The sequence below is a fragment of the Frateuria defendens genome (assembly GCF_001182895.1).
In the GTDB taxonomy this organism is placed as follows: Bacteria; Pseudomonadota; Gammaproteobacteria; order Xanthomonadales; family Rhodanobacteraceae; genus Frateuria_B; species Frateuria_B defendens.
This window is the reverse complement of sequence record NZ_LFQR01000230.1, coordinates 1-240: the sequence shown is the minus strand read 5'-3', so window position 1 is coordinate 240 and position 240 is coordinate 1. Positions and strand designations below refer to the sequence as shown.

The following is a 240-nucleotide window of genomic DNA, read 5'->3' as shown; positions in this document are numbered from 1 at the left end:
GAGTGCAGGTCCAGCACCACCGCCAGATACAGCCAGCCCTCGTCGGTGCCGAGGTAGGTTATGTCGCAGACCCACACCTGGTTCGGACGCTGCGCCCTGAAGTCCTGTTGCAGCAGGTTGTCGGCCACCGGCAGCGCATGGTTCGAGTTCGTCGTCGCCTTGAACTTGCGCGCCGCCTTCGCGCGCAAGCCCTGTCGGCGCAGGCTCTCGGCCACTTGCCGGCGGCCGAGACCCAGTCGC

1 pseudogene is annotated in these 240 nt (G+C 67.5%); it reads right to left on the bottom strand.

The annotated features are described in order from the left end of the window. A pseudogene (locus ACH65_RS18065) lies at positions 1-240 on the bottom strand (IS3 family transposase); the annotation flags it as partial.